General features: G+C 53.7%; 3 protein-coding genes. 1 reads left to right on the forward strand and 2 read right to left on the reverse strand.

Translation table 11 applies throughout. The features are described from left to right. Positions 1-402: response regulator transcription factor (locus AC1D1X_RS20710; protein ID WP_477699051.1), on the reverse strand; the 402-nt coding region annotated here is incomplete at its 3' end. Positions 403-591: 189 nt separating this feature from the next. Here AC1D1X_RS20710 and AC1D1X_RS20715 point away from each other — a divergent pair. Further along, complete coding sequence (locus tag AC1D1X_RS20715; RefSeq protein ID WP_477669566.1) at positions 592-1,320, forward strand: phosphatase PAP2 family protein; 729 nt, start codon at positions 592-594, stop codon at positions 1,318-1,320. 476 nt (positions 1,321-1,796) lie between these two features. Here the strand turns inward: AC1D1X_RS20715 and AC1D1X_RS20720 are convergent, their stop codons facing one another. Then, positions 1,797-2,075: a hypothetical protein gene (locus tag AC1D1X_RS20720; protein ID WP_477669565.1), complete on the reverse strand. Its 279-nt coding sequence runs from the start codon at positions 2,073-2,075 to the stop codon at positions 1,797-1,799. Positions 2,076-2,496 lie beyond the last annotated feature (421 nt).

Below are 2,496 nucleotides of genomic sequence, written 5' to 3' on the forward strand. Positions count from 1 at the left end.
CGTTATCGTAGCTTGGGCGCGTCCGACAGCCCTTCGCCGAAGCGCGCGCATGCGCGCGGCCAATTCATCGGGATTAAAGGGCTTCGTCACGTAATCGTCGGCTCCCATATCCAGGCACTCGATCCGTGCGGCAACCTGGTCACGCGCGGTCATGATCAGCGTTGGCGTGCCGGCATCGGGAAGGGAGCCTGCGGGAGCCAAGCGTAGACGCTTAAGCACTTCCGAGCCGTCGCCATCCTCAAGGCCGAGATCGAGCAGAACCAGATCAAAGGGTTCGACCTTTAGCGCGGTCCAAGCCGATTCAACACCGCTAGCGATATCGATAGCCCAGCCCAACTGCTTCAGATGACTTTCAAGCCCTTTGGCAATGCCTTCATCATCCTCGACAACTAATACGCGCATGCAGCATTGTCCGCCGGACCCGCGTGGAAAACAAAGGCATGTAGCCGGTCTGCACCTGCGCACAGGGCTTTAACGCCGCCTTAAGAATGCGTTAAGTATTGGGCGACCTTTTCCTGGGCTTTTGTCAAAATTCGCAGCGTCACCAAATCGTTAAGGAGGATTTAAGACAAGACACCGAAGCTCCACGCCATGCAAAATTCTTCCCAAAAACGGTTTGCGGCGATCACGGTTGCCTCGGCCGTCATTTTTCTGGCGTGGGACGCATCGGGGCTCGATCTGCCGATGGCGCACTGGTTCGGCGGCCTTGCCGGTTTTCCTTTGCAAGATAACTGGTTCCTCACCGTTATCTTGCACGACGGCGCTCGACGGGTGGCCTGGTGCCTCGCTTTACTGCTGTGCCTGGGGGTGTGGTTTCCACTTGGTGGCCTCAAGCGGCTTGAATTCACTAAGCGCCTGCAGTTCGCCTCCACGACTTTGCTGGCAGTTATGACGGTCAGCTCGTTGAAGTTGATGAGCACCACCAGCTGCCCTTACGCCTTATCCGATTTCGGCGGCGTGGCGCATTACGCCTCACATTGGGCCCACCTTTTTCAGCACGACGGTGGTAGTGGAGGGTGCTTCCCCGCAGGGCATGCGTCATCCGGGTTTGCCTTCTTAGGTGGTTACTTCGTTTTTAGCGGCAGCGACAAAATTGCTGCGAAAAAATGGCTTGTCGGTGCGATCACCGCCGGCGTGGTTCTAGGATTCGCGCAGCAGCTGCGCGGCGCGCATTTCATGAGCCATACCTTATGGACTGCATGGATCTGCTGGTGCACTGCCTGGGGCGTCGACAATTTCACGTGCAGGCTCAATTTCATAGGCTTGACAGCTGACCTCGGAGTGACCGGCACCCAAGAATCCATCAAAGGGCGAGCCTAGTCGCAGGCGCCGCTTTTTATTATTTAACATAATATACATCGTGGAATTTCAGAGTGGTTTTGGATGTCTGCGGTGGGCCTAAAGCAGACTCTACTCGTGCTTCTTTCGGATAGCGTCAAGTTTTGCTTTTGCCGCCCGCATTTCATCAGGCGACCGATCGCGCAAAAGCCAACGTGCGCCCAACCCGATTAATGCGACTAGTATCAGCAACAGTAACCAATGCATAGAAGATATTGTGAATGTGGTCGGCGCGGAGCTTCGACTAAAGCCGTCCTAGATCTACTGAGCGGCGGTCCACCGACTGGTTGCTCGGTCAAAATCAATTAGATAGCGCCCAGTGGAAACGTCAGCATGACGAGCCAGGAAAATCCCGCTACCGCATGGTGCGAAGCCTATAAATCCACACCACGCGACGTAACGCCACCCAATCATTTTCTCGGTAGGCTCATCTCGTTTGACTCCACCCATTTCGGCCCTCACGGAGAAAATGTTACGTTGCGCTTTTCTTCCTCCTTATTAAAGATAAGACGAGCGAAAAAACCATTATTTTTGTCCATGCAATCAATCAATTCATCTACATAGGCCCGCGCTTCGTTTTCATTTTTGAAATTTGGTTTTGGCTTGGATTCAGACATAGTTTTCATGCACTTGGTCATTGACCTTGCGACCTGTATTCCGCCAACGGTTCTAATTGCAAAAAAGCCGCCTATAAGCAGAACTGAAACAATAATAATTTTGGGGAGTGTAATTTTCACGTTGAGCCCTAGGCCTTCTCGGCTAGCGACAGGAGAGATGCGGTTAATTCAACCTTCGCACGACTTGGCAGGATAGGAAAAATCTGTGGGTAGCTATTAGACTTGATTACGCTGCCCTCCTCCAATTCTCCTGAATCGCTCAGGCGTAAAAAACCCTCCAATTAGGGGAGGGTTTGCTTAGGAATACTGACTTGGGCCTAAGCACCCTTAATGCGGCGAAGTTTTTTGCGTTTCGCCGCGCACTTTACAGAATTGGTTCCGCGGATCGCTCCACTGCAGATTCGAGCCGCCTGGCGTCAAGCCACTCGTGCTCATTTCGTCAGGGAATCGAGCGCGCGTTCGCGCTGGGCGCGCGTCATCTGACGTGCTTGTCTGGGAGCGGGTGCGGCCGATACAAACGCGACATTGGTGAGTTGCGGGA

Source organism: Polaromonas sp. P1_G4, from assembly GCF_056405475.1.